Here is an 18698-nt window from a genome sequence, read left to right as displayed (position 1 = left end):
TCCTTCAGGGTCACGAGACGGTGCCGAGCTCGAGCAGCTCGGCCATGACGCGGCGGTTGCCGAACGTCGCAGAGGGGGTGAGGACGATCTGCCCGGCGTTGTCGCCGCTCGCCGTCCAGGTGATGGCGGAACTGCCGTGGCTGGTGGATCCGCCGCCGGTTGCGGAGTTGATGGTCACGGTCCCAGCGCCGCGGCCAGCGAAGGTGGTGGCGTCGTTGGTCGCTGAGACCAGGAGGTCCCAACGCACGAGGCCGTCGGCGCTCACGATGGTGATGCGGGCCGAGCACGGGCCCGCGTGGATGGGGAGCTCGACCGGGCTGGTGCCGGAGCCGGCGTCGGTGCCGCTGAGGTAGACGTTGCTCCGCTGGATGCCGTCGGTGCCCTCGGCGTGCTCGGCCGGTCGAAAGGCGTGGGACCCGGATCCTTCGGAGTGGGCGTAGTCGCCGCTGGAGCGGCTGTAGCCCTCGGCGTGCGAGCAGTAGCCGGCCGCGGTGCAGTCGGCCTCGCCTTCGGCGTGGGCGCCGTCGCCGGTCGCGGTGGCGTACCCCTCGGCGTGGGAGGCTCTGCCGGCGGCGAGGCTCTGGTTGCCCTCGGCGTGCGCGAAGTCGGCGGTAGCGGCGGTGCCGCTGCCTTCGGCGTGCGAGGCCCATCCCGACGAGGTGGTGCCGGTGCCCTCGGCGCGCGCAGCGTTGCCTGGCGCGCTGGTGCCGGTCCCCTCGGCGTGAGCATCGGTCCCGGCGGCGGTGTTGCCGGTGCCAGGAAGGACCGCGAGGCTCTCGGGCGCGACCCCGGGGCCCGAGGGACCCTGTGGGCCGCGGAGGCTGCCGCGCAGCACCCAGGTCGTGCCGTCGGCCGTCTCGTAGTAGTCACCAGTCGTCTCGTCGAGGTAGAACCCGTTGGGCTCCGCGGCGACGGGTGCTCCACCGACGTAGAAGTCGTCGGCGTAGAGCAGCTGAGCAGACGTCGTGTTGTTGACGAGGACGGAAAGGCCCGGGCCGGGCGGCAGCGCGACGGCACCGGTGCCGAGCACGGTCCCGCTCGTGCTCTTGATCGTGACCTGTCCAGCGCGAGTGAACGAGACGTTGATCCACTCGCCGTAGACCGCGGGGCCGAGGTTCTGGGTGCTGCCTGGGCTGCTGCCCTGCAGGCCGTAGATCAACCGGCCCGGCGGGTTGCCGGACGACGTGGTGGCGCCGAAGATCGCCAGAGTCGCGATGCCGTGGACGGCGGACATGTCGAGCTCGATGCTGTAGATCTCCACGATCGCGGCGCCGCCGTCGGGGATCGCCGAGGGCAGCTTGATCCAGACGCCGGCCGAGGGTGCGTCCTCGGGCATGGACAGGGCGCCGCCGAACTGCGCGACAGAGAGACCCCGGGCGCCGGCATGGGCCTGCGAGGTGTAGAGCAGCGCCCCGGAGCCCGCGTCGAGGACGTTGCTGCTGGCGAGGGCCTCTCCGACGGCGCCGGACTCGAAGCCCTCGAGGAGGGTGCTGCCGCTGTTGGGGTTGCCGGATCCGGTGTGCCACACCGAGCCGGTGGTGCCGCCTGGGCCCGGGGGGCCGTCCTTGCCGGGGCGGCCGACCAGCGAGCCGGCGGGGACGGCGCGAGGGAAGAGGACGTCGGTCACGAGGCTGCTCCGCTCTGGCTCTGGTCTAGCCGATGGTGGTCGGGAGGTAGGAGACGCCCTTGCCGCGGGCGAAGATGTAGGGCTCGCCGTTGAGGGGGTCGATCAGGGTGATGTCGGCCCACAGGAACGGCTTCGGGCCCGAGGGCCGGTAGAGCGTCGTGGCGGGCAGGGTCGCGGTGAACGAGCCCGGCAGGTTGAGCGCGACCACGCCGGTGGTGAGGGTGATGGTGCCGTCTGCGGTGCTCGAGACGGCGTTGTCGAGTCGCGCGAGCGCGGCGCCTGCGTTGTCCCGCAGCACGCAGGACGCCTGCCAGCCGTCCTCGAAGACCATCGGCTCGCCGTCGTTGCGGTCGATCACGGCGAACTCGTGGTCCCAGGCGTGGCCGATCACGATGTCGAAGTAGTACGTCGTGCCCTGGTAGGCGGGGTACGGCATCGAGGACCTCCCGGGTGCTCGTCAGCTGGTGCGGCCGCAGCGGATGCAGATCCGCAGCGTCGGTGCGGCGTGGTGCTGCCAGGCATGCCACCGGTGGCCCCGGAGCCGGCACAGCACCGGGCCGAGGACGATCACAGGCAGCTCGAGCGCGACCCGCACGGCGTTCACGCCGACGCCCGACCTGGCTACTCGCCGGCCTGGTAGCGACGGATCGTGTCGGCCCGCGCGCCCATGCTCTCGGCGTGCTCGAGGAGCTTCGCGGCGAAGGTGCCGTCGCTGCGGTGCTGCTCCATGTGGTCGCGGAACGCCTGGTCGCCGGTCGGCGCGGTCACCGTGATCTCGCCGAGGTCGGTGACAGTGGTGAAGCCGTACAGGTTGGTCGTGATCGGGAGCTCGAACCGCTGGGCGCCGGGCGCGCAGATGTGGCAGACGACGGACGCGACGAGCGGCGGCGCGGGGACCGGCATGGGCGTGTCGAGGAACCCGGCCGGTGCGACGCGCACCGGAGGCTCGGCGGCGAGCCAGGGCACGAACCGGGCGAGGAAGTCCTCGACGACCGGGAGCGCCATGATCCGGGTGATGGCGCCGGCGATCGCGAGCGCGCCGGCGACGGGCGCCCAGGTGTCGTCGAGCCCGGATGCCTGGACCAGGAGCGGGAGCATCGCGGCGAGCGCCACGACGGCGGCGAACAGCGTGCGGGCGGTCGCGCGCCACGGGCGGCGGACCTGGGTGGGCGTGGACATTATGGTCTCCTTCTGGACGGGGCGGATCATCGAACCGGCGTGCGCCGCCGGTGCGGGCGGAGCCCGGCGACGTCGACGTACGGTGCGAGGTGGTCGGTCAGCTTGTGCGCGACGCCGTACCGGTCGACACCGTGGTCGGCGACGATCACGCGGTCGGACACGATGACGCCGACGATGCGGTCTCCGCGGGCGCCGTACCCGGTGCCGCCGAGGTGGCGCGCGATCGCCTGGAGGTCGCGGTTGCCGTCGATGCAGACGATCCAGGCGTGGCCGTTGCGCTCGGCGCGGTCGGTGAGCTTCTTCAGCCGGGCGAGGAACCGGTCCTGTGCGGCTCGTCCGGCGCGCCTGGGCGGGGCGTGGGCGGAGAAGACCCGCACCCACTCGCCGTCGATGGAGGCCTGCGAGCGGGCGATGTAGCGGGGGAGGGTGGCCCGGGACAGGGCGCCGAGCACGAGCCGGAAGCGCCGCAGCCGGACGCCGCGGCCGATGATGGCTGACCCGGCGACCGCGGGGTTTGTGGTGCGCTGCAGCGCTCGGGCGGCCTTGCCGACCAGGGCGGCGAGGTTGATGTTCTTGGCCTCCTGGGCGCCGATCACCACGCCGTACGCGACGGTGGCGAGCAGGTGGAGGAGGTGCCTCTTGTCCTTGCGCCAACCGGTGGTGAACGCCAGGTTCGCGGCGAAGATCCGGACCCACGCGGCGAGCACGGGACGCTCGGTCGGCGTGCTCATCGCGGCTCGATCTCCCGCAGCTTCGCGATCGCGGCGCGGATCCGGGTCGCCTGGACCGGGCCGGCGGTCTTGAGCTGCTCGCGGAGCAGCTTGAGCGCGGCACGGACCTTCTCGGGCCGGGTCTTCTTCCGCTGCGCCGGCGGCCACGGCCAGACTGGCCGCGGGATCGGAGAGAGCCGCGGCCCGTCGTCGGGGCCGTTGCTCGCGAGGCCGTTGCGGCGCGCGAGGTAGGCAATGACCTGCCGAGCCGCGGACGCAGCAAGGCGCGGGTGTCCGGCCACGACGGCGTGGATGTGGTCGGGCCAGTCGCCCTGCGCACGGGTGCGGTGCCAGGCGGCAAGGCCAGCCAGGCGGAGCGCGCGCAGACACACGGGGTGGCCGCACCAGCGCAGGTCGACGACGCCACCGAGGTCGTGGGTGCCGGCGGACTTCGGGTCACCGGCGCCGGCCTGGTAGGAGCCCTGAGTGACGACGAACGGATGCGCGATCTTCGGCGCGAGCTCGCGCACGATCTGCTCGGCGTGCTCGATGCACGCGATCGTGAGGGCGTCGAGGTTCGTGCGGCCTTCGCGCCAGGTCGGGCGGATGAGTCGGGGGTCGGTCACGGTCGTTCTCCGTTCGGGGTGAGGACTGCGCGGCAGGCGCCGCCGTCGGTGGTGGTGCCGTCGGTGTAGGTGATGGACCAGCGGCCGTCGTCACCGCAGAAGGTCCTGGTGATGCCTCGGCCCTCCGCGCCTGGTGCACCCGGCGCTCCAGGAGGACCGTCGGGACCCCGCTCGCCCGGCGGGCCGGCCGGGCCGGTCTTCCCGTCGGGGCCTTGGGCGCCGGTCTGGCCGACGGTGCCCGTCGGTCCGGTCGGTCCTGACGCGCCGTCGTCGCCCTGGCAGGGCTCCAGCCCGAGCTGCTCGACGCAGCCTGGTCCGCGCGGGCCCCGCGGACCGGGCGGCCCACCTGGTCCCATCGGGCCCTGCTGCGGCGAGACGGCCACGGGCGGCGCCTCGATCGGCTCCTCGCCGAGACGCACCAGCTGAGCGTTCGCGGCCGCCAGGGCGGCCTCGTTGGCCTGGCCGTCCGCTCGCACCTCGGCGATCTGCTTCTCGAAGTCCTCGATGAGCTCTTCCCGGCTGCGCTTCTGCTCAGCCTGGGATGCGACCAGCCCCAGAACCGTCGAGACAAGCCAGGCGCCCACAAGAACCGCACCCACCGCCGCTGTCACCTTCATCCAGAGCTTCACGCCGGAATCCCCTTCAGCTGGTTGATGAGCGCCACGAGACCGAGTACGACGGTCACGACGAGGCCGATCGCCGACAGCGCGAACGTGCGGGCCCGGTTGGCGCGGTCCTCGTTCTCGCGGTCGGCAGCCATCCGCTCGGCCCGCTCGGTGGCCAGGAGCGCGGTGAGCTCCTTGACGTCCTCCGACAGCGCGGCGATCCGGGCGTTGGACAGCTCGTCACGCGAGCGGATCAGCGCGACCAGCTCGTCCTTGGTGGCGAGCCCGTTGAGGCGCTGCTCGACAGCGCCGAAACGGCGCCCGAGGCCGTCGATCCGCTCGGCGAGAACGTCCGGGCGTGGGCCGGGCTCTTGGGTCATGGGCGCGCTCCTCGTTGCAGAGAGGCCGGGGCCGCCGGCGCGGTGATCGGGACACATCGGTCGCTACTCGTCACGGGCGAGGGCCTCCGCCATGACCTGCTCCCACGTCCGGGCGACCAGGCCGACGGGGTTCAGCTGGATCAGCCCCTCGGCGACCCGCCAGGTGGTCTCGTCGAGGACCACGTTCAAGGCCGGCGAGACTCCGCGCGGGTCGGGCTGGTCCATCGCCTGCGCGGTCACGCCGGCCCGGACGAGCGCCAGGCTGGGACGCTGCCCGCCGACCGTGGTCATCTGGTCGGCCGAGAGCTCCCAGCCGTTGGTCCACCCGGTCCGGCCGGCCTGGGCGCGCCGATACATGCCCTCCGCGATCGTGGTCGCCCGGGCGGCGGTCATCGGACCGAGATGCACGATGGACGCTCGGCGCTCGATCCCGCCGATGGGGGTCTGCGCGGGGTACGACGCCGTGCGGAGCCGCGTCGCGGCCGAGTCGTTGTACCTGAGGAACACCCGGTCGGTGACCTCGGTGCCCGACACCCCGATCGACGTCGTGCCAGGCAGCAGGAGGAGCTGAGGGGTGCTCTCGTCCTCGACGGTCGGGACGACCAGGCCGTCGCCGGTGACCCGCCACTGCCGCGTGACCCCGCCGACGCTGCCCTGGGTGGCCCACAGGTCCATCAGCTCGTTGAGCTTGCCGGGGTTGGGGTCGTCCACCCCGGAGGCGCCCTCCGGGCCGGCGAGGTCGGTGTTGCCGAAGTCGCCGCCGCGGAACCATCCGCGGGTCACGCCGCGGGCGACGGCCTGGTCGATCGCGGTGTTCAGCTTCGAGGTGATGGCCCCCGCAGCGGTGAGGGGCTCGGCGCCCTCACCCAGGCGGGCGCCGCCGATCATGGTGAACTCGCCGGCGTCCCAGTCGGGCTCGTCGAGGATCCCGAACGAGATCCGGCGCCCGCCCGAGCGCCACGTGACCGGGGCGTTGCGGACCAGCTGGTAGGGGCGTTCCTTCGGCTTGAGGGCCATGCCCCAGGTGGCTGCGATCGGGCCGTTGCGGCCGTGGGTGATCTCGGCGTCGCCCCATGCCGCGATCGTGGAGAGCGGCTGCCCGCCGATGTAGACCTCGAGGTCGGGCTCGCCGGGCCGGTTCGGCATGCTCGGCCGCCCTCAGCCGTCCGCCGCGTCGACGGGGAGATCGGGGCCGGCGTGGAAGGGGTAACGGCGGTAGTAGGTCGCCGAGCACGGCGCGTACTTCGCGAGGTCGGTCGCGGTGAAGATGTGCAGCAGCCCGGGGAGCCACCGATGGGTGCCCAGGGTGGTGAGCCGCGAGATGTCCTGTCGGCCGTAGTCCAGCCAGGTGCCGACGACCTCGGGCTTGGGTGCACCGAGCTCGGGGGAGCGGATCTCGATGGCGGAGAGCTGGTAGGCCGACGGCTCGTGCACGACGGTGTAGGCGCCGTTCCCGGTGTCGAGGGCCCATCCCTCGTCGACGCCGACGGGGTCGCTGCCTGAGGGGAGCGACAGCGTGAAGTCGATGGCGTGGGTGGGGTCGGAGATGTTGCCGATGATCGGCAGCTGCAGGGCGGCGATGTCGTGGATGCGCCAGGGGTCGGCGGTGGTGTTGATGACGAGGGTGTCGCCCTCGACGACGACGTCCGATCCGGGGATCTCGCCGGCGGGCCAAGTCGCGGTGCCGGCGACCATGCGGGCGGACCAGTGGATGATGCGCTGGCCGGTGAAGCTGAGGCGCCAGGGGATCGTGTAGGTGGTGTCGTTGCGGAGACGGCCCACGGGGATCCGGACGGTCATCGGGGTGGTGAGGCCGTTGGTCGCGCCGGACATCGCGGTCGCGCTGGGGGTGACGGTTCCCGAGTTGACGCGGAGCGCTCGCAGGGACACCGCGGGGCTGCGGCCGGTGTAGATCAGCGCGGTGGACCCGACGAGGGGGTTCGGGCCGGCGTCGAGGAGGAGGCTGGCCTGGGTCTCCGCGGCGCCTTCGATCAGGACGGTGCGTGGCACCTGGAAGCCGGAGGTGCCGTTGATCCCGATGCGGTCGTCGGCGCCGATCTCGTAGAGCGCCAGGCGTCGTGTCGGCTGCGAGGAGGTGTTCCAGGCGTCCGCTTCCCACCAGCCGCGGGCCTGGAAACTGGTCAGCGTGTCGGGCAGCCCGATGCAGTCGAAGTAGAACCGCGTGATCCCCGACGAAACCGGCTCTTGCCCGGCCGGTTCGAGCTCCTTGCCGGAGACCACGATCGTGAGCTTCTTCGCCTCCCACTCTTCCATCACGGGCGGGTTGGAGGTGCGGCTGAAGTCGACCGTGATGTAGCGCCGGCCGCTGCGCACCAGCGTCCCGGGCCGGTTGATGGCGAGCCAGCCGAGGCTGCCGGTGTAGGTGTTCGAGGCGTACACCCGCACCCAGGTGTTGCCGCCGCTGGTGCCGTTGTCGATGAACCGCGGGTTCCAGTGGTTGGTGTGGCAGGGCGTCGCCGTCCAGCCGGCCTTGGAGTCGCACGGGTCGAGCACGATCCGCGCCGGGGTGTCCGGGTCCTCGGGGACCGGGAGGGCCGGCACAACGGTCGGCTCGGTGTCCCGCGCGAACGGCAGCGTGTGGAACGTGAGGTCGTAAATCCGGCAGCGGCCGAACCGCTCGCGGTGGTCCCACCGCTCGCCGATGTTGTCGTACGCGCGCACCATGTCGACCCGGTCGACGTCGAGCGCCATCGGCCACGCCTCGAGCAGCGGCGGCGTCCAGATCAGCGGCGCCACCTGGTCGGCGGACAGCTCCGCCCACAGGGCGTTCTCCGCCTGCGCCATGGCCTGGCCGTCGGTGGCGAGGATCTTGATCCGAACGGGGAACTCACGGTTGCCCCAGCCGGTGCGCTCAGACTTCTCGCCGACGGTGAGCATCGAGCGGATGGTCTCTACGAGCGGCTCAGGGTTGCCGAGGTCCGACTCGTCGGAGAGCGCGATGAACTGCCAGGGGAGGTCCGGCTCGACGGCGTCGAGGAAGACCTGGCTGCCCCAGGTGAGCTCGGCCGGCTGGTCGAGCAGCGCGGTGGTCACTTCACGTACCCCCTGGACTTCGACTGGTTGGCCTTCGAGGCGCCCTTGCGCTGCGAGGCACGGTTCTTGGCCTGCTCGTTCTTGTTGTCGCGGTTCGAGCGCTGCACGTCGCGGCGCAGCCCCTTGAGCTCGCGGTTCGCCTGCCTCAGCTCGCGGGTCTGCCGCCGGATCTCTGGGCCCCAGACCGAGTCACCGATGTCGGCGGTCGAGGTCGAGAGCTCCTTCTGCAGGACGCCGTAGAGCCGCTGGTACTCCTTGAGCGTCTTCGGGTCCATGCCGGCGTACGCCTGGACAGTGGCGAGGTCACCCTCGGCCAGAATCGCGTCGAGCGCAGGGCCGCTGACGTTCTTGAGAAGCCGGCCGGTGAGCACCGAGAACTGCCGGACGTCGGCGATGTTCGCGCGCAGCGCCGCGATCGGGTCGCCAGAGTTCTCACCCCAGACCGAGCCGCCTGGACGCCAGATACCCCGGTCCAGCCCGGACCGCATCCCCGAGACCAGGCTCTCGCGCCGCTCTACCGCTGCGTCGCGCTGCTTACGCTCCGACTTGACGGCCTTCTCCGCCAGCGCGAGCTCACGGCGCAGGCCGCGGAGCCCGCGCGCGACGCCGTCCGCCTCGGAGCTCGAGGACGTGCGAAGCCCCGGGGCGCTCGACCAGCGCGGGTCGCGGCCGCCCCCGACGCGGCCGCCGTCGGCGAGTCGCTTCGCCCGCAGAGCCTCGAACAGCCCGACGCCGTAGTGGTCGACGGCGTCCGCGGGGATCACGAACTCGCGGTTCGAGAGCAGCGCGGGGATGAGGTCCTCACGGGGGCCGCCGGGACCAGTCACCAGACCGCCGCCGGCCTTCTTGACGGGGATCATCCCGGCGCCCAAAGGCTCGTCCGACTTCACCGTGGCCTTCGTGCGCCCACTCGGACCGTTGACGACGATCTGCTGCACGATCGGGCTGCCGGCGATCTCCCGCCGCAGCTGCGCGATCGCCGCCCTCGCGCTGGCGACCGCCTGCTGGTGCTCGGACTTGACGACGATGGTCATCGGCTTCGCGAGCTGGTTGGCGAGCCGGACCGCGGCCTTCCGGCTCCCGGTCATCGCGGTCGCCGCTGCGATGAATGCCCCCCGCACCTCGCCGTAGCGTCGCTGGATTGCCTTGGCGGAGGCGCCGTTCTCCTCCATCTTCGTCTTCGTGTTCTCCCACGACGCCGCGAGGTCGGACAGTGCGTTGCGGTTCTCCCGGCCGCCCTCCGTCGCGTCGCTGAGGCCGCGCTTGCCCTTCTTCGCGGCCTCCGCGACGCCGTCGATCGCGGCGCCGAGCTTGGTCTGCGCGTCGAAGGCACCCCAGGCCGCTGTCGAGGCCTGCTGGGTGCTGACGGCGAGGTTCAAGAGCTCGGCGGACGTGAAGCCGGCCGCCTCGCCGGTGCGAAGGATCTCCGCCGAGAGACCGGCCTCGGCCATCGCCGCGCGCTCGGTGGCGTCGAGAGAGCCCTCGAGCACGGACTTCCGCTCATTGAGCGCGCTGCCGCTGTCGGGGCCCTCGCCGATCCCGATCTTCGACAGTCCCTCCGACAGCCCCGTCTTCGTGCTCCGGCCGAGGTCTTGGAAGAAGTCGTCGACGCCCGTGCCGCCGAGATCGTTCATGTCCCGGAGGTTGTTGAGTTCCCGATTGACCGCTGCGAGCTCATCCCGGATCTTCTGGGTATCCCCGGACGCGAGCGCGAGGTTGAAGGAGTCGGCCGACGACGTACCGGCATCGAGCGCCTGCGAGAGGTCCATGACCGCGCCGACGCCGGCGCCGAGGGCCGCGCCCCAGGGGCCCGCGAACGTGCCCATCAGGGCGAGCGACGCCGTGTTGGTGACTCCGAGGCCGTCGGCGACGCCGGTCGTCGCGATGGCCAGCCCGCCGAGGACGGCGCCGCCCTTCCCGACGGTCTTCAGCGTCCGGCCGGTGCGGGTGAGCGCCTCGTTCATGCGGACGTTCTGGCGCTCCATTCCGCGGCCGACGGTCGCCCAGGTGGTGCCGACGGTCTTCAGGTCGGTGCCGAGCTGTCGAATGCCGTTCCGGGTCTGCTGCAGGCTGCTGCGCGTGAACCCGAGGACACCCTGGTCGGCCAGGCGCGCCGAGGCTGCTCCGCCGGTCAGCCGGCTCTGGAGCGCGACGGCGGCCTGGAGTCCCCGGCTGTAGAGCGTGAGGGCGGCGACGCCGGTCAGGATCGGCGTGCCGAGGTTGCTGTCGGCCACCGCGGCGATCACCTTGGCGACCTGGGTCAGGGCGTCGAGCACGGGCCCGGACAGGGGTGCGGCGGCCTGCACGATCTGGGTGATGGCATCGGCGACCGCCACGAAGAAGTCGGCGACCTTCGGGCCGTTCTTCTCGGCGTACGCCAGGAACGACTGGATCTGCTGCTGGCCCTTCGACGAGCCGGCCCACCGGTCGAGGTTGTCGGCGACGTCGACCAGCCAGTCGACGAACTTGTCGTTCGTCGGGTCGAACGCCATCCACATCTCGGCGCCCGCGTGCGCGAGCGATCCGACGAGCCGCGTGGTGTTCTCGACCCCCTGGGGGATCTCGTCGACGAGGAACTTCCAGAACGGCATCCAGCGGTCGCTGTTCAGCGACCCGGCGACGTCCTCGATCGCGGAGCCGCTCGCGCCGGCGCCCGCGGCGGCGAGCTCGCGCAGGATGGGCGCCATGCGGGTCAGGGAGTCGATGGTGCCCGGCAGGTGCGGGAACAGCTCGGCGGCGCCGGCGTCGCGGACGGACTTCAGGACGGGGAGGAACTGCTGCAGCTTGACGACCGCGTCCTGCGCGTGCGGGCCGAGCTTCTGCATGGCCTCGTCGGCTGCCTGGAGGTTCGCGGCGGTCGGCTCGAGGCGAGCCTTCTCCATCGCCTTGAGCGCGTCGCCGATGCCCTGGAGGGACACGAGCATCCCGAGGCCGCCCGCCGCGCCGGCGCCGAACAGGCCGGCCAGGCCGGTCAGACCGACGATGCCGCCGGCGCCGAACGGCAGCAGCCCGGGGCCGAGGGTGGCGAGCAGCTCGAGCAGGACCCGCAGGCGGCCGGAGTACTGGTCGATCGAGGCGCGGCCACGGACGGCGGCCACCGACACGCGGTCGATGTCGGTGGCGAGCCGCTGCTGCGACGGGGACACGACGCGGGTCGTCGTGTTCAGCTTCGACGTCGACGTCGCGTACCGCTCCGCGGCGCGGGTTGCGCCGACGAACTCCTGCTGGACGCCCGAGGTCGAGCCGCGCAGGTCGCCGAGGCGGTTCGAGAGGTGCGCGGCGTCGCGCTCCGTGGCCACGAAGCTCTCCCGTGCCCGCGACGTCGACGCGTGGACTCGGTCGAAGGCCTTCTCGGTGGCGTCGCCGGCCCGGTTCATGTCGCGGATGTAGCGCGCGACCATCGCCTCGAGCCGGACGGTCACGGACCGGACGTTCGAGCCCATCAAGTCACCGTCCTCTCGTCATCAGGGGGAGCGTGGGTGCTGCTCAGGCCGCGAAGGCGCCGAGATCCGGCGTGTCGCGGTTGAGGTCGAGCACGGGCAGCGGGTTGGCGTCGTAGTCCCGGTCGTGGTCGAGTACGTAGTACTCGACCGGCTTCACCGGCTCCTTCGACCCTTCGTTGGCGGCGCGCTTGAGCGCGGTGCAGGCGTGGCAGATGACGCGCTCGCCGACGCCGTACCAGCCGTCGTTCGCGGGGTGGTGGGCGAGCGCCCGGGGTTGCCCGCAGTCCCCGCTGCACAGCGAGTTGAGGTACATCCGGTAGGCGAGCATCAGCGCTCGGTCTTCCTCGGTCCACGGCGACTCGGTCACCGTGCGTACGACGTTCCCGTCCTCGTCGCGGAGGTGGAAGGTCGAGGAGGTCCGACCCCGGAGCACCGACGGCGGGATGCCGAGGTCCAGCGCCAGCGCTAGTTCGTCCCGAACGGGCTGGGCCTCAGGACGTCCGAGGAGAGTCGCGAGAAAGGGACGGACACACCACCCTCGGTGTTCAGCTTCCACGCGGTCAGGGCGAGCTTGTGCAGCGGCGGGTAGCCGAGCTTCTTGCGCAGGGCCTTGACCTTGTCGACCGGCATCGTCGGACGGACCGCGCACTTCGAGATGAGGTCGTCCCACATCTCCGCCGGGTACGGCGAGCCGGTGTCGAGGGCCTTCTTCCAGGTGGCCTCGAACCCGGTCCACTCCTCGGACGGCAGCTGGCGAAGCAGCACCTTCTTGCCGGACTCGGCGTACTCGCGGCGCTTGGCCTGGATCTGCTCGGCCAGCTCCTCGACGGTGGCGCTGCCGGCGGGCTGGTCGCCGACAGCAGCCTCGCCCGACCTGTCCGTCCGGCTGGGATCGCTGGAGACCTTCTGCAGCTCGGCTTCGAGGGCGTCGATCTCGGCCTCGAGGTGCGGCTTGAGGTAGAGGATCTCGGTCTTCTCGGCGCGGTGGACCTGCGCGGAGAGGATCTCGTCGAGGTCGAGGAAGTCGTCGATGAGGCCGGCGGTGTCGGCGGTGGGGACGTTGGCGGCGGGCTGGTCGGTCATGGCGTGCTCCTGGGTGTGAGGACGGGTGTGAGGACGGGTGTGAGGACGGTGGTGGTGCGGGGTGGCGGGCGGTCCTCACGACGCCCGCCACCCCAGTTCGGGCGGCCGATCAGGGGGTCGCGGGCGCGGCCTTGATGTACGGCCAGGACTTCTGGACCTGGCCGGGGACGCGGGCCTTGACGTAGCCGCCGGACTCCTGGGGCGGCTGCGGGGTGTCGGTGAGGACCTCGGCGCCGTAGCGGATCTCGTCGTCCTCGGCCCACGCCTCGGCGGACTTCTTCGCGGTGAGGCGCGAGTACACCCACACCGTGGTGCCCTTGACCTTGACCGCGGCGAAGGTGGTGTCGGCGGTGGCGTCGGCCTCGCCCGGGGTCGCGGTCGCGAAGTGCCGGAAGATGGTCGCGCCGAACTGGCCGTTGGAGCGGCCGTAGGACTGGGCGTTGGAGTCCTCGCAGACCGCGGGCTCCGAGAAGGTGTCGGAGTCGGTCGGTCCGAAGTTCCAGTCCGAGGCCAGCACGGCGCACGAGGCGTCGATACCGGCGGCGAGCTCGGTCACCGTCGGGTTGGCGGGGTCGACGGGCTTGGTGGTCAGGACGGCGATCTTCTCGTGGCCGTCGGCGAGACTGCGCATGCTGCTACTCCTGGTTCTCCCCGGCGGCCGGGGGCTGGTCGGGCGGCGGGGTGCCGTCCGAGTCGGTGGGGGTGGGGTCGTCCGGGTCGTCCTGGTCGTGCTGGGTCTCGCGCTCGATCGCCGCGACGACGTCGGCCTTCGTGGCCAGGTCGCTCGTGTCGAGCCCGAGCACCACCGACGCGTGCTGGTCGAGCTGAGCGCGCGTCCAGGCCTGGACGGGCGGCCCGGCCGGCGGCTGGTCGCCGTCGCGGTTGGCGCGGCTGCTGGGGGTCTCCTCGAAGTCGCGGCCGAGGACGGGGTGCTCGAGGTAGTGCTCGGGCACCCACTGCTTCTGGCCGGTCGACTTCGCGTAGACCTCGACGAATCCGTCGTTCATGACGGGGTCCTCCTCGGTGCTGGTCGGGCTGGTGGATGGGCAGGGGGAAGCGCCCGGCGCCGGGGAAGGTGCGTCGGGAGTCGGGGGGGAAGGCGTCAGCTCGCGGTGGCCGCGAGCCGGTACTGCAGAGGCACCTCGAACCGGACCGGCTGGACGGTGTCGATCCGCCGCGGGGGAGCCGGCTCGTACCCGAGGGGCTGCGTCAGGCGGCCGACGGCGACGCCGTCGACGACTGGTGACCACCGGTAGAGCCAGGCGTGCACCCGGTCGACGAGGTCGAGGCAGTCGTCGCGGTACCCGGCGACGCACAGCAGGTGCACCGGCCAGTCGAGCTCGACCATCGAGTCGGCGACGTCGGGCTCGACGACCGGCGTGCCGACTCCACCGAAGTGGACGACGTACGGCGCGACCCGGCCCGACGGATCCGGGGTGTTGGTGCCGGGCATCGTGAGCAGCGGCGCGGGGTTGGGGATCTCGCCTTCGTAGACCGTGACGGCCGGCCCAGCGACCGGGAGCGCACGGAGCCGGGCGTCGACCTGGTGGCTGAGCAGCAGGCGCCGGATCGTGGCCATTGCGGTCAGCCCAGCGTCCGGTCGGCGGCGGCCTTGAGGATGCCGCGCTCGGTGCGGGACAGGTCGGCGTCGAAGGCCGGCCCGAGGTAGGGCTGCGGATCGATGCCGGGGTGCATGACGAGGATCCCGAGGCCGAAGGCGTTCTCGATCGGGTACGGGCCGCTGGTGCCCTCCTCGACGAATCCGCCGTAGTTCACCTCGGGGCCGACCTCGTAGGAGAGGTGGCCGAGATCGGTGGTGATCGACGAGGCGAGAGTGCCGGTGTCCTTCGGGGCGTTCACCTGCGCCCGGCCCTGGACGCGGTAGCCGCCGCGGCCGACCTCGGCGTCGACGGCCGGCTCGACGCGCGCGGGCGCGGAGCGGAGGTCGGCGGCGAGGTGGTCGATCTCGGTCAGGTCGATGTTGATCATGGCCGTCACCGCCTCCCGTGGTCAGCTGTTGAGGGTCGCGTAGAGGTAGCGGGTGAAGCGCCGGTCGCCGTGCTCGACGTCGACGACCGTGAGGTCGCGGCCGACCAGCGCGGCGTCGGGCGACGACACGACGTGCACGACCTGGCCGACGGCGATGCCGTCGGTCGGCTGGGGGAGTCCGACCTGGTAGCGGGTGACCGTGACCTGCTCCTCGCTGGCGACGGGCTCGCTGGAGCCCTCGGACTCGCTGGCCGGCCGGACCGTCGCGGGACCGTCGTAGGACGGCGCGGCAGGGGTGGTGACGGTCTGGCCGTCGGTCTCGCTCCAGCCCTGGGTGGCGCCCGGCGCGGCGATCGTCACGACCGACTCGTGGGTGCCGTCCAGCACGCCGGCGGCGGCCGTCGCCCAGCCGTCGGGGAAGACCGGGGTGCCGGGCCGGCCGTAGCCCACCGGGCGAGGCATCACAGGGGCCGTTCGGTGAGCTCGGGGTGGCTGCCGTTGCCGCCCACGATGTCGATGACGTCGAAGTAGAACCCGTCGTCCTCGGCGTCCTCGTCCTCGCGGGCCTGCTTGCGCAACGAGTCGGCGTGCCGGCGCATCGCGTCGGCGAGCTTCGCGCCGTCGGTCTGCACCTGGTGGTCCTTGAGGACCTTCAGCGCGAGCGCCTCGTTGGTGGCCTGCGAGTCGATCGCCTGAGCCGCCGCACGCTTCACGCTGTCGTGCTCGAGGGCGAGGAACGCCTCGAGCTGGTCGTCGGGGAAGACGAGGTTGCCCTCGTCGACGTCGTTGATGAGGAGGCGGACCTTGCCGACCTTGCTGCTGTAGTCGATCGCCATGCTCAGCCTCCTCGAGGTGGTGCAGGTGTGGAGCCGTGGGCGACCCTGGCCCGGTTGCCCGGGCCGCCCACGGCGGGAGCAGCTGCGTGCGCGGTCAGCTGCCGTTCGAGGCGTACGTGAACGTCGGGTCGCCGTTCTGGTGGCCGACGATGTGACGACCGCGGTACTGGATGTCGTCGATCTCGAACGACCCCTCGAGGGGCGAGACGTCGCCGCCGCCGACCCGCTGGCTGGCCGAGCTCTTCACCCGGATGTCGGGCTGCTCGTGACCACGCAGGTAGGCAGCCCACAGCGCGGGACGCGCGGTCTTCGGCTTCGGCACGACGAACCAGGTGCCGGCCGCCTTCGAGCCGGTGTTCCAGTAGTCGAGCATCGGGTCGACGACGTAGTCGACGTTGACGTAGTTGTCGTACTCGAACTCGGTCGAGTCCGACCCCGACGTGGTCGTCTTCTTGATCGTCCGGACCGCGAGGATCCGCTCGATCGTCCGCTTCAGGGTCTGCGGCACGACGACCTGCAGCGGCGGCGCCGCGACCGTGCGGCCGGAGATCTTCGACTTCCTCGCCGCCATCAGGTCGAGGACGCCGTCGAGGTTGTCGAGCGTGAGGGGAAGCGCGGTCGGTGCGTTCCCGTTGCCGGCCTTGAAGAACGCCGTGTTGACGCCGTTGCGGTCCGCCGCGATCAGGTTGGAGACCGCGTTGATCGCCTCGGTCTCGCGGGCCTGGCGGGCGATGACGCCCGGGAGGTCCTCGAACTCCTGGATCGCCTCGTTGTTGATCCACGACTCCCAGGAGATCGCGAACCGGCGACCGAACTTGGCCACCGCGATCTCGTTGAGCGCGTGCCCGCGCGCGTCCTCGGCGGGGTACTCGGTGAGCTCGGGCACCAGGTCGAACCCGACCGTGTTCCGCCACTTGTCGAGCAGCCGCTTCGGACGGAAGTCGTTGACCGTGGTCACGTCGGTGTAGCCGCGCCAGGTCGAGGGCAGCTCGTCGTACTGCCGCTGCATCTCGGTGTCGATGGCGGCGAACGCTGCGAGGGTGAAGTCGCTGGTCGCGAACGCCTCGGCGAGTCGCTGGGCGGCGCCCCACTTCCCGCGGAAGGCGTCCTCCATCAGCGTCATCGCCTTGTCCATCAGCGACTCGGTGATCTGGTAGTTCCGCGGGTTCGTGGCGCCGGGGAAGTCGGCGTCGGAGGCGGCCTCGACGGCAGCGTTGCCGTGGAGGACCTCGATGTTGCTGGTCATGGTGCTGGTCCTCTCAGTTCGCGATGCGAACGGTCAGCGGGCCGCTGGGCGCGCCCTTGGTGGTGAGGGCGTGGCCGTACAGGTTGTTGCCCGACGCCGTGCCGGTGAGGCCGGAGCCGTCGGCGAGGATGTAGACCGGGTCGCCGATGTTGGCGACGGCGAAGTCGACGGTGAAGACGTGGGCGCCCTTGAGCCACACCGAGGCGTAGCCCGTCTGGTTGCCCCCGCCGAAGTCGTACGACGTGTTGCGGGTGCCGTCCTGGTTGTAGGCCGGGACGTCGGTCTTGGCACGGTTGGTCTCGCAGACGCCGTTGAGGCTGCCGACGCGGACGGGGTCGCCGGCCTTCTTCCCGGCCGGGACCGGCAGGGGGAGGTGGTCGGCGTCGCGGAACTTCTCGTTGGTGGCCATGGTCAGGCTCCCTTCTGGTTGCTGGCCTCGGTGAGGCTGCGGCCCCACGGGTTGCTGGTGCGGTGGCCGGACTCCGCGACGGGCGTGCCGCTCGGGGCGCCGCCGAAGCCGACGACGTTGCCGTCGCCGCCGGAGGCCTGCGCCTCCTTGAGGTCGGAGGCGGCCTTGTCGACCGCGGCGGAGAACGCGGTCTCGTCGAGGTCGCCGGACTCGGTCACCGGGAGCTCGGCGATCAGGCCGCGGGTCTGCAGGACGTCGAAGGTGACGCCGGCGGCCTTGGCGCGCTCGGCGACGAGCTCGTGGGCCCGGTCCGCACGGGTGCGGCGGGCGTCCTTCTCCTTGAGGGCGGCGTTCTCGCTGACGAGAGCGTCCACCCGGCCGGCGGTCTCGACGAGCCGAGTGTGCTCGGACTCCTCGATCTCGATCTTGGGCATGGTGTCCTCCTTGGACTCCTTGGTGGTCTTCTTCTCGTCCGGCCGGGTGGCCGGGACGTAGGTGGTGACGATCCGCACCTCGGTGCGATCGCCGGTGAGCTCGACAGCACCGCTGGAGCTCTGCGTGTAGGGCTGGCCGTAGATCCCGTTCTCGTCGCCCTCGGACTCGATCTCGAACCAGACCGTCGAGTCGTCGAAGTCCCGCACCCACACCCAGGTCCGCTCGCTGCCGCCGTAGGCGTCGCGCAGCGCGACAGCGAGCCCGTCGCGGGTGTCGTTGACGGTGGCCTCCCGCAGCCCGCGGCCCGCCGCGCGGCGGCCGGCACGCGCGGACTCGAGCACGCTGAGCGCGCGGCCGCCGCGGCCGGCGCGGGTCACCCAGTCGACGGACTGGACGAAGGCGAGGCCCTCGATGATCGTGCCGCGGCGGCCGTCGGCCTCGCCGATGCTGGTGTCGGTGGCCGAGCCGAGGATCGAGACGCCGATGTCGTCGGCGAGGTCGTCGATCAGGTCGCGGTACGGCGTGACGACCCGGACCTCGGCGACCAGTGCGCCCGGCTCGGCGCCGGCCGCGATGTCGGCGTCGGTCGCGAGACGCGCCTCGGTGGTCGTGGTCGAGACCAGGTCCTTGATCGAGCGCTCGGGACGCTCCATCAGCTCGATGTCGGTGGGGTGGTCGGCGTACATGTGCGTGCCGGCCGGGATGACCTGGTCCGCGACCGCGGCTTCGAGGACGGCCGGCGAGTAGTACCCCGAACTGCCCCAGCCGGGGGAGATGAGCTGGACGAGGCGGAGACCGGGGCCCTGGCCGTCGGCGGCCTCGAGCAGGCGCGCGGTCTCGCGCAGCTTCTTGGACATGAGGAACCTCCCGGTAGCGGGGCGAGCGGGGTAGCGTGCGGCGGATGGAGTCCGAAACTGACGAATCAAGGTGTGCCCGGTGCGGTACCGAGCTCGTGTACGACGAGGCGCCCGACCAGGTGTCGCCGGACGAGGCATCGGTCACGATCGGGTTCGTGGCTCGGTGCCCGAACCCCGATTGCCCGGGGAACGAGTCCGAGCTCGCGCCGGTGGCAGATG

General features: G+C 71.8%; 22 protein-coding genes. All 22 read right to left on the bottom strand.

The window, feature by feature from the left end; translation table 11 throughout:
- Positions 1-10: 10 nt before the first annotated feature.
- Entirely contained in the window at positions 11-1627 is a 1617-nt protein-coding gene (locus BM223_RS15300; protein ID WP_052138720.1) for a hypothetical protein, read from the bottom strand.
- Positions 1628-1652: 25 nt separating this feature from the next.
- Entirely contained in the window at positions 1653-2063 is a 411-nt protein-coding gene (locus tag BM223_RS15295) for a hypothetical protein (RefSeq protein WP_038679477.1), read from the bottom strand.
- Positions 2064-2084: 21 nt separating this feature from the next.
- Positions 2085-2231 carry a hypothetical protein gene (locus BM223_RS29040; protein WP_158510204.1) on the bottom strand — a complete coding sequence of 49 codons (147 nt, stop codon included), beginning with the start codon at positions 2229-2231 and terminating at the stop codon, positions 2085-2087.
- Between the two features lie 17 nt (positions 2232-2248).
- Positions 2249-2806: a hypothetical protein gene (locus BM223_RS29520; RefSeq protein ID WP_075018632.1), complete on the bottom strand. Its 558-nt coding sequence runs from the start codon at positions 2804-2806 to the stop codon at positions 2249-2251.
- Positions 2807-2832: 26 nt separating this feature from the next.
- Complete coding sequence (locus BM223_RS15285) at positions 2833-3537, bottom strand: hypothetical protein (RefSeq protein WP_038679474.1); 705 nt, start codon at positions 3535-3537, stop codon at positions 2833-2835.
- Positions 3534-4142 carry a hypothetical protein gene (locus BM223_RS15280; protein ID WP_052138719.1) on the bottom strand — a complete coding sequence of 203 codons (609 nt, stop codon included), beginning with the start codon at positions 4140-4142 and terminating at the stop codon, positions 3534-3536. Before BM223_RS15280 ends, BM223_RS15285 begins: the two co-directional genes overlap by 4 nt.
- Positions 4139-4771, bottom strand: a complete 633-nt coding sequence (locus BM223_RS30070; protein ID WP_082003679.1) for a collagen-like protein — start codon at positions 4769-4771, stop codon at positions 4139-4141. The genes BM223_RS15280 and BM223_RS30070 overlap by 4 nt, the downstream gene beginning before the upstream one ends.
- Positions 4768-5127, bottom strand: coding sequence for a hypothetical protein (locus tag BM223_RS15270; RefSeq protein ID WP_038679472.1), 360 nt, complete (start codon positions 5125-5127; stop codon positions 4768-4770). The genes BM223_RS30070 and BM223_RS15270 overlap by 4 nt, the downstream gene beginning before the upstream one ends.
- Before the next feature lie 63 nt (positions 5128-5190).
- The gene (locus tag BM223_RS15265) at positions 5191-6273 is read right to left on the bottom strand and encodes a hypothetical protein (protein WP_038679471.1); all 1083 of its coding nucleotides are present in this window, start codon (positions 6271-6273) and stop codon (positions 5191-5193) included.
- 12 nt (positions 6274-6285) lie between these two features.
- Positions 6286-8181 (bottom strand): hypothetical protein, encoded by a 1896-nt coding sequence (locus tag BM223_RS15260; RefSeq protein WP_038679470.1) that lies wholly within the window; start codon positions 8179-8181, stop codon positions 6286-6288.
- Positions 8178-11624 (bottom strand): hypothetical protein, encoded by a 3447-nt coding sequence (locus tag BM223_RS15255; RefSeq protein WP_038679469.1) that lies wholly within the window; start codon positions 11622-11624, stop codon positions 8178-8180. The genes BM223_RS15260 and BM223_RS15255 overlap by 4 nt, the downstream gene beginning before the upstream one ends.
- 43 nt (positions 11625-11667) lie before the next feature.
- Positions 11668-12057: a hypothetical protein gene (locus tag BM223_RS15250; RefSeq protein ID WP_038679467.1), complete on the bottom strand. Its 390-nt coding sequence runs from the start codon at positions 12055-12057 to the stop codon at positions 11668-11670.
- 32 nt (positions 12058-12089) lie between these two features.
- Positions 12090-12707: a hypothetical protein gene (locus BM223_RS15245; protein WP_038679465.1), complete on the bottom strand. Its 618-nt coding sequence runs from the start codon at positions 12705-12707 to the stop codon at positions 12090-12092.
- 109 nt (positions 12708-12816) lie between these two features.
- Complete coding sequence (locus BM223_RS15240) at positions 12817-13338, bottom strand: phage tail tube protein (RefSeq protein WP_038679464.1); 522 nt, start codon at positions 13336-13338, stop codon at positions 12817-12819.
- Positions 13339-13342: 4 nt separating this feature from the next.
- Positions 13343-13714 carry a hypothetical protein gene (locus BM223_RS15235; RefSeq protein ID WP_038679463.1) on the bottom strand — a complete coding sequence of 124 codons (372 nt, stop codon included), beginning with the start codon at positions 13712-13714 and terminating at the stop codon, positions 13343-13345.
- A 95-nt stretch (positions 13715-13809) separates the two neighbouring features.
- A complete protein-coding gene (locus BM223_RS15230) occupies positions 13810-14286 on the bottom strand; it encodes a hypothetical protein (RefSeq protein ID WP_038679460.1) in 477 nt (158 codons plus the stop codon).
- 5 nt (positions 14287-14291) lie between these two features.
- The gene (locus tag BM223_RS15225; protein ID WP_052138715.1) at positions 14292-14696 is read right to left on the bottom strand and encodes an HK97 gp10 family phage protein; all 405 of its coding nucleotides are present in this window, start codon (positions 14694-14696) and stop codon (positions 14292-14294) included.
- Between the two features lie 21 nt (positions 14697-14717).
- Complete coding sequence (locus tag BM223_RS15220; protein WP_141267278.1) at positions 14718-15158, bottom strand: DUF6093 family protein; 441 nt, start codon at positions 15156-15158, stop codon at positions 14718-14720.
- Positions 15158-15532 carry a hypothetical protein gene (locus BM223_RS15215; RefSeq protein ID WP_038679456.1) on the bottom strand — a complete coding sequence of 125 codons (375 nt, stop codon included), beginning with the start codon at positions 15530-15532 and terminating at the stop codon, positions 15158-15160. Before BM223_RS15215 ends, BM223_RS15220 begins: the two co-directional genes overlap by 1 nt.
- A gap of 94 nt (positions 15533-15626) precedes the next feature.
- Complete coding sequence (locus BM223_RS15210; protein ID WP_038679454.1) at positions 15627-16778, bottom strand: phage major capsid protein; 1152 nt, start codon at positions 16776-16778, stop codon at positions 15627-15629.
- A gap of 13 nt (positions 16779-16791) precedes the next feature.
- The gene (locus BM223_RS15205) at positions 16792-17187 is read right to left on the bottom strand and encodes a DUF2190 family protein (RefSeq protein WP_038679452.1); all 396 of its coding nucleotides are present in this window, start codon (positions 17185-17187) and stop codon (positions 16792-16794) included.
- A 2-nt stretch (positions 17188-17189) separates the two neighbouring features.
- The gene (locus BM223_RS15200) at positions 17190-18479 is read right to left on the bottom strand and encodes a hypothetical protein (protein WP_038679450.1); all 1290 of its coding nucleotides are present in this window, start codon (positions 18477-18479) and stop codon (positions 17190-17192) included.
- Positions 18480-18698: the final 219 nt, after the last annotated feature.

Origin of the sequence: Pimelobacter simplex (assembly GCF_900114845.1) — a bacterium.
Classification (GTDB): domain Bacteria; phylum Actinomycetota; class Actinomycetes; order Propionibacteriales; family Nocardioidaceae; genus Nocardioides; species Nocardioides simplex.
Note: the sequence above shows the minus strand (reverse complement) of the source record. Positions and strands in the feature narration are given on the sequence as shown.

Coding starts and splice junctions, on each gene's coding strand:
- BM223_RS15295 (WP_038679477.1), bottom strand. CDS start 2,063: ATGCCGTACCCCGCCTACCAGGGCACGACGTACTACTTCGACATCGTG.
- BM223_RS29520 (WP_075018632.1), bottom strand. CDS start 2,806: ATGTCCACGCCCACCCAGGTCCGCCGCCCGTGGCGCGCGACCGCCCGC.
- BM223_RS15285 (WP_038679474.1), bottom strand. CDS start 3,537: ATGAGCACGCCGACCGAGCGTCCCGTGCTCGCCGCGTGGGTCCGGATC.
- BM223_RS15270 (WP_038679472.1), bottom strand. CDS start 5,127: ATGACCCAAGAGCCCGGCCCACGCCCGGACGTTCTCGCCGAGCGGATC.
- BM223_RS15265 (WP_038679471.1), bottom strand. CDS start 6,273: ATGCCGAACCGGCCCGGCGAGCCCGACCTCGAGGTCTACATCGGCGGG.
- BM223_RS15255 (WP_038679469.1), bottom strand. CDS start 11,624: ATGGGCTCGAACGTCCGGTCCGTGACCGTCCGGCTCGAGGCGATGGTC.
- BM223_RS15245 (WP_038679465.1), bottom strand. CDS start 12,707: ATGACCGACCAGCCCGCCGCCAACGTCCCCACCGCCGACACCGCCGGC.
- BM223_RS15240 (WP_038679464.1), bottom strand. CDS start 13,338: ATGCGCAGTCTCGCCGACGGCCACGAGAAGATCGCCGTCCTGACCACC.
- BM223_RS15235 (WP_038679463.1), bottom strand. CDS start 13,714: ATGAACGACGGATTCGTCGAGGTCTACGCGAAGTCGACCGGCCAGAAG.
- BM223_RS15230 (WP_038679460.1), bottom strand. CDS start 14,286: ATGGCCACGATCCGGCGCCTGCTGCTCAGCCACCAGGTCGACGCCCGG.
- BM223_RS15225 (WP_052138715.1), bottom strand. CDS start 14,696: ATGATCAACATCGACCTGACCGAGATCGACCACCTCGCCGCCGACCTC.
- BM223_RS15220 (WP_141267278.1), bottom strand. CDS start 15,158: ATGCCTCGCCCGGTGGGCTACGGCCGGCCCGGCACCCCGGTCTTCCCC.
- BM223_RS15215 (WP_038679456.1), bottom strand. CDS start 15,532: ATGGCGATCGACTACAGCAGCAAGGTCGGCAAGGTCCGCCTCCTCATC.
- BM223_RS15210 (WP_038679454.1), bottom strand. CDS start 16,778: ATGACCAGCAACATCGAGGTCCTCCACGGCAACGCTGCCGTCGAGGCC.
- BM223_RS15205 (WP_038679452.1), bottom strand. CDS start 17,187: ATGGCCACCAACGAGAAGTTCCGCGACGCCGACCACCTCCCCCTGCCG.
- BM223_RS15200 (WP_038679450.1), bottom strand. CDS start 18,479: ATGTCCAAGAAGCTGCGCGAGACCGCGCGCCTGCTCGAGGCCGCCGAC.